This is a genomic window from Pseudomonas sp. BT-42-2, assembly GCF_025847435.2.
Classification (GTDB): Bacteria; Pseudomonadota; Gammaproteobacteria; order Pseudomonadales; family Pseudomonadaceae; genus Aquipseudomonas; species Aquipseudomonas urmiensis.
This window is the reverse complement of sequence record NZ_JAOYTM010000016.1, coordinates 209391-215744: the sequence shown is the minus strand read 5'-3', so window position 1 is coordinate 215744 and position 6354 is coordinate 209391. Positions and strand designations below refer to the sequence as shown.

The 6354-nt window shown below is 59.9% G+C and carries 4 protein-coding genes and 1 pseudogene; 3 read left to right on the top strand and 2 right to left on the bottom strand.

The genetic code is table 11. The features are described from left to right. Positions 1-123: 123 nt before the first annotated feature. Complete coding sequence (gene pcaR, locus OIU19_RS20450; RefSeq protein WP_186553939.1) at positions 124-993, bottom strand: pca regulon transcriptional regulator PcaR; 870 nt, start codon at positions 991-993, stop codon at positions 124-126. Between the two features lie 565 nt (positions 994-1558). Here pcaR and OIU19_RS20445 point away from each other — a divergent pair. Then, the gene (locus OIU19_RS20445) at positions 1559-1759 is read left to right on the top strand and encodes a hypothetical protein (RefSeq protein ID WP_186553938.1); all 201 of its coding nucleotides are present in this window, start codon (positions 1559-1561) and stop codon (positions 1757-1759) included. Positions 1760-2061: 302 nt separating this feature from the next. After that, complete coding sequence (locus tag OIU19_RS20440; RefSeq protein WP_186553937.1) at positions 2062-3534, top strand: inorganic phosphate transporter; 1473 nt, start codon at positions 2062-2064, stop codon at positions 3532-3534. Positions 3535-3672: 138 nt separating this feature from the next. Here the strand turns inward: OIU19_RS20440 and OIU19_RS20435 are convergent, their stop codons facing one another. Further along, complete coding sequence (locus OIU19_RS20435; RefSeq protein WP_264236548.1) at positions 3673-5148, bottom strand: DUF853 domain-containing protein; 1476 nt, start codon at positions 5146-5148, stop codon at positions 3673-3675. Between the two features lie 169 nt (positions 5149-5317). Between OIU19_RS20435 and OIU19_RS20430 the strand changes: the two are divergent. Continuing rightward, positions 5318-6334, top strand: a pseudogene (locus OIU19_RS20430) (cache domain-containing protein); the annotation flags it as partial. Between the last annotated feature and the right edge of the window lie 20 nt (positions 6335-6354).

The window sequence follows — 6354 nt, the reverse complement described above, 5'->3', positions numbered from 1 at the left end:
GCGTAGATGTCGGCTAGCGTGGGAGCGGGCTTGCCCCGCGATAGCGTTATTGATCGCGCAGCCGCTATCGCGGGGCAAGCCCGCTGCCACGTAGCCAACATCCGCAGCCGCGCCACGTAGCGCTTATCCGAACAGCTGGGTGCACAGGTCCCGGCTCGAAGCCAACAGGATCGGCAAAAACCGCTGCTCCAGCTCACTGCGGGTCACCCGCCCGACATGGGTACTGACGTTCAACGCCGCCAGCACCTGGCCCGAGGCGTCATAGATCGGCACGGCAATCGAGCGCAGGCCCTGCTCCAATTCCTGGTCAACCACACACCAACCCTGTGCACGCACCTGCTGGATGCAGGCAAACAGCGACTCCGGATCATGCAGGGTACGGCTGGTACGCGCCTTGAGGTCGGCACGGTCGAGGTATTCGCGCAGGCTGGTGTCATCCAACGCCGCCAGCAGAATGCGCCCCATCGAGGTGCAATAGGCCGGCAGCCGTCCGCCGACCGACAAATCGACCGAGATAAGCCGCTCCACCGTGGCCGAACGCGCTATATAAAGGATGTCATCACCTTCCAGGGTGGCCATGTTGGCCGCCTCATGCAGCTGGTCACTGATGCGATCCAGATACGGCTGCGCCGAGACCGCCAACGGCGTCGACGACAGGTAGGCATGGCCCAGGGTCAAAACCTTGGGCAGCAATGAGTAGGTACGACCGTTGGTCGTGGCATAGCCCAACTTGATCAAGGTATGCAGGCACCGCCGCACGGCTGCGCGAGGGATCTCGGTGCGGTGGCTGATCTGGGCGATGGTCAGGTGGCGTTTGCGCTCCTGGAATGCCTGAATGACCGCAAGGCCGCGGGCCAGAGAGGTCATGAAGTCCGGATCGCCGGTGAACGCCTGAATGCGCTTGGCGGGCGACGCCACGATCGGAGGCGCCATCGCGGGGGAACTGGCTCTTTCCTGTACCGGGGCGTCCTTGGGCAGGTTTTCGTCGCTCATGGCTGACCTCAAAAAAAACTGTCGTTCGTGCGATTATCGAACGAACGGCCGATAATCGCAATTGACCGCTGACACTTTTGCTTATACCTTTCTCATGCCACATGTGGCTTCTTTGGAGAGACTGGTCAGGTACCCACCGTAGAAGTCCCCAGGCACGGCCTCGTCACCACGAGGCCGTTTTACCTCCCTTCGCGTTCCTGCGAACTTTCTGCACCCGCTCAACTCAAACTTCTGACCGATTCGCTGGCCGAGTCGATAGTCGAATGAACAACTTTGAGTGCTTGTGTCAGTTGCCCGTAAAGAGCGATGATCAATGAGTTGCTGATTGCTATAATCAGTCTGTTGGCCATGATCAACATGTGGGCGCTAGCCCTCACTGTCTTTTTGCATAGGGTGTTTGCCAGCTCGCCAGGTGAATAGCTTAAAACTGTTGCCGTTTGATCAAGTGCCATCGCACATTTTGGACCACTGTTGCTGCGACAGCGATTTCGCTCTGGTTGCGTAGCCGCATGCGTAACTTTGCATGCCGAGCCGGAGCCAACTCTCATACTATTCAGGTACTACTGTGACGAAAGATGAACTGCGCGCAGAACTCGAGCGCCAGGCTGAACGTTACAAGGATGTTTATGGTGGTGAAGTCACCACCTATGCGGCGCAACCGGAGCCGGAACGCAAACCGTGGCGCAAGCGAGCCACTGTCCAGGACCAGGTATTCGCCCAGGAACTGGAAAAGATGGAAAAGGATCTGCGCAGCGACGAATCCTGACGCTACGGCCTGGCATGTGGCCAGGCCAAGCGGCTGACAGATCGTTACTCAAATGACGCGCATGAAATGGAATTACACAAATTTCATACGCTCGTTTGAACGCCTCTTGCGCCTCATAGATTTCGAAAAATCGCACCATTTTACCGAAATTGGCGATTTTTATCGGCATTAATCTTGCCGAAAGCCTGCTGTTGCCCCTGGCTTCGTAACCGCCTGAAGACACCATCGGTCTGTCGGGGGTGCATCGATTGCCAAGGTTTTCTGGCATAATCCGGCCCCCCTACGACCGCCAGAAAACCTTCATGATCGATTTATTCAGCGGACTGGATGCCTGGGTAGTGGTGAGCTTGGTGCTCGCACTGACCTTCGTGCTCGCATTCGAGTTCATCAATGGCTTTCATGACACCGCTAACGCGGTAGCCACTGTCATCTATACCAAAGCCATGCCACCGCACCTGGCCGTGTTCTTCTCCGGCGTGTTCAATTTCCTCGGGGTTTTGCTCGGCGGCGTTGGCGTGGCCTATGCCATCGTCCACCTGCTGCCGGTCGAACTGCTGATCAATGTGAACACCGGTCACGGCCTGGCCATGGTCTTCTCGTTGCTGGCCGCGGCCATCACCTGGAACCTGGGCACCTGGTACTTCGGCATCCCCGCGTCCAGCTCGCACACCCTGATCGGCTCGATCCTCGGTGTGGGCCTGGCCAATGCGCTAATCAGCGACATCCCGCTGGGTGATGGCGTCAACTGGCAGAAGGCGATCGACATCGGCATGTCGCTGGTGCTCTCGCCAATGGCCGGCTTTGCCGTTGCAGCGCTGGTCCTGCTGGGCCTGAAGTGGTGGCGCCCGCTGTCGAAGATGCACAAGACCCCAGAGCAACGGCGCAAGCTCGACGACAAGAAGCACCCGCCGTTCTGGAACCGTCTGGTGCTGGTGATCTCGGCCATGGGCGTCAGCTTCGTGCACGGCTCCAACGATGGCCAGAAAGGCATCGGCCTGATCATGCTGGTGCTGATCGGTATCGTTCCGGCCAAGTTCGTCCTCGACCTGAACAGCACCACTTACCAGATCGAGCGCACCCGCGACGCTACCCTGCACCTGAGCCAGTTCTACCAGCGCAACGAAGCGACCCTGGGCGAGTACCTGGCCCTGGGCAAAGCCAAGTCCAGCGACCTGCCGGAGCAGTTCAGCTGCAACCCGCAGCAGACCGAGCCGACCATTGCCGCATTGCAGTCTTCGCTTAAAGGCGTCACCGACTACCGCGACCTGAACGCCGAGAAACGCGTGGAAGTGCGTCGTTACCTGTTGTGCCTGGACGACACGGCGAAAAAGGTTGGCAAACTGCCGGGCCTTGAGCCGCGTGAGAAGGCCGACCTGGAAAAACTGCGCAAAGACCTGACCGCCACTACCGAATATGCACCGTTCTGGGTAATCGTGGCCGTCGCCCTGGCCTTGGGCCTGGGCACCATGGTCGGCTGGAAGCGCGTGGTACTGACTGTTGGCGAGAAGATCGGCAAGCAAGGCATGACCTATGCCCAAGGCATGTCGGCGCAGATCACGGCCGCGTGCGCCATCGGCATGGCCAACGTGTTCAGCCTGCCGGTATCGACCACTCACGTGTTGTCGTCGGGTGTCGCCGGTACCATGGTGGCGAACAAGAGCGGCCTGCAAGGCGGCACCGTCAGGACCATTCTGCTGGCCTGGGTACTGACCCTGCCAGCCACCGTGGGCCTGTCTGCCGGGTTGTTCTGGCTGGCGACCAAGGCGATTAGCTGAATCGCTGTGCAGTAACGTGAAAAAGGCGCCTTCGGGCGCCTTTTTTCGTACTACCTGCCTGGCAAACGTGGGAGCGGGCTTGCCCCGCGATAGCCTCAGCAAGCCCCCCACGCTTGTACGAGCAGCACGCTGACATCGTCAGCGCCGCTTGCCACCCAGCAACGAGCCCATCAACCCTCGCACCAACTGCCGGCCCAGCTGATTCGCCGCCTGGCGCACCGCCGACTTGATCGCCTGCCCCGCCGCGCCCTGCAAGAACTCACCAGCCTTGTCGGCAAAGCTGTCTTGCTCGACTTTAGGTTGCGGCGCCGGCTCCACCGGCTCGCCCTTGCGCTGGGTGAGCATCTCGTACGCCGACTCGCGATCGATCGCTTTGTCATAGCGGCCAAGCAACGACGAAGAGGCCACCAGCGCACTGCGCTCGGCCGCAGTCAACGGCCCGATGCGCGACTGCGGTGGCGCGATCAAGACGCGCTGGACCATCGCCGGCGTACCTTTGTCTTCGAGCGTGCCGACCAACGCCTCGCCAATCCCAAGTTCAGTGAGCACGGCCAGCGAATCGAACGCAGGGTTAGGCCGAAAGCCATCAGCCACAGCCTTGAGCGACTTCTGCTCCTTGGCGGTGAACGCCCGCAACCCATGCTGAATGCGCAAGCCCAACTGGGCCAGTACCGCATCGGGCAAATCACCTGGCGACTGGGTAACGAAGTACACCCCTACGCCTTTGGAGCGAATCAAGCGCACCACTTGCTCCAAGCGATCCTGCAGGGCCTTGGGGGTGTCGTTGAACAACAAATGCGCTTCATCGAAGAACAGCGCCAGCACCGGTTTGTCAGCATCGCCACGTTCTGGCAATTGCTCGAACAATTCGGCCAGCAACCACAGCAAGAAGGTCGCGTAGACCTTCGGCGCTTCGTGCACCAAGCGGCTGGCATCGAGCAGGTGTATTCGCCCGCGCCCTTGAGCATCAGGCTGCAACAGGTCCTCAAGTTGCAGCGCCGGCTCACCGAACAGCGCTTCAGCGCCCTGCTGCTCCAGGGTCGCCAGACGCCGCAAAAGCGCCTGGGTCGAGCCACTGGTCATCAACGCGCTGTCTTCGCCAAGCATCTGCGGGTTGTCTTTGAGATGGTTGAGCAGGGCCTTGAGGTCTTTCAGATCGAGCAGCAACAGGCCATCGCGATCGGCCACCTTGAACGCCGCGTACAGTGCAGCCTGTTGGCTGTCAGTCAGCTCGAGCAGGTTGCCCAGCAGCAACGGCCCCATCTCGCTCAGCGTAGTGCGCAATGGATGGCCCGAATGTCCGGCGATGTCCCACAAGGTCACCGGATACGCTTTGGGGGTATGGCCCAACCACGGCATGCCAGCGATTCGCTCGGCGACCTTGCCCTGCGGCGCGCCTGCCGCGCCCAAGCCGCACAAGTCGCCCTTGACATCGGCGGCAAAGACCGCCACCCCGGCATCACTGAACACCTCGGCCAGGTGCTGCAAGGTCACGGTCTTGCCGGTCCCCGTCGCGCCTGCCACCAAGCCATGACGGTTGGCCAGGCGCATGGCTTGGCTGACAGGCTGGCCATCAGGGCCTGCTCCTACAACTATTTGCGAAGAATCCGACATCTTGTTTCATCCTCTGCTCAAGCTTTGCCCGATAACGGCCGATATCTCTGGGTGATATTCACCCTTAAGACAGGAACATCCCAAAAAAGGACTAGCGGGACTTGTTGCACTGTTTACCAGCTCTTTGTGCGAACGACCCGATAAATACCTTAGCGGAACCGATTACGCCATGAACAAAAGCCTACGTTTCAGCCATAAGATCCTCTTGGCCGCCTCACTGATCGTGATGCTCGCCTTCAGCCTCTTCACTCTCTACAACGATTACCTCCAGCGTAATGCGATTCGCCAAGACCTGGAGAATTATCTGGCTGAAATGGGTAAGTCCACTTCGACCAACATCCGCAACCTGTTCGATGGTCGCATCAAGTTGGTCGAGAACCTGGCGCAGAACATCGCCCAGCAGCCGAGCAACGCTGAAACCCTGATGGGCCAGAACGCGCTGATCTCAAGCTTCCTCACTGTTTATCTGGGTAAGGTCGACGGTGGCTTCAGCGTCCGTCCGGACTCGCAGATGCCCGATGGCTACGATCCGCGCACCCGCCCCTGGTACAAGGACGGCATGAATGCCAGCGGTGCGATTCTTACCGAACCCTACATCGACTTGACCACCAACAAGATGGTCATCGGCATTCTCAGCAAGGTGTCCAACTCGGTTGGCGTGGTCGGTGGCGACCTGGCCCTCGACGGCCTGGTCGAAATCATCAACTCGCTGAACTTTGGCGGCATGGGCTACGCCTTCCTGGTCAATGACCAAGGCAAGATCCTGGTCCACCCGGACAAAGACCTGGTGATGAAATCGCTGGCCGACCAGTTCCCGCACAATACGCCGAAACTCTCCGGTGAGCTGACCGAAGTGCAAGCCGACGGCCAGACGCGCCTGTTGACCTTCACCCCGATCAAGGGCCTGCCTTCGGCCAACTGGTACATCGGCCTGTCGGTAGACAAAGACAAAGCCTTCTCGATGCTCAGTACCTTCCGCACCTCGGCGGTGATCGCCACGGTGGTGGCGGTGGTGATCATCATCGGCCTGCTGGGCCTGCTGATCCGGGTCTTGATGCAACCGCTGCTGACCATGACCCGCGCCATGGAAGACATCGCCCAAGGCGAAGGCGACCTGACCAAGCGCCTGACCATCCATAGCCAGGATGAATTCGGCATCCTCGGCAGCGCTTTCAACCGGTTCGTCGAGCGTATCCACGGCTCGAT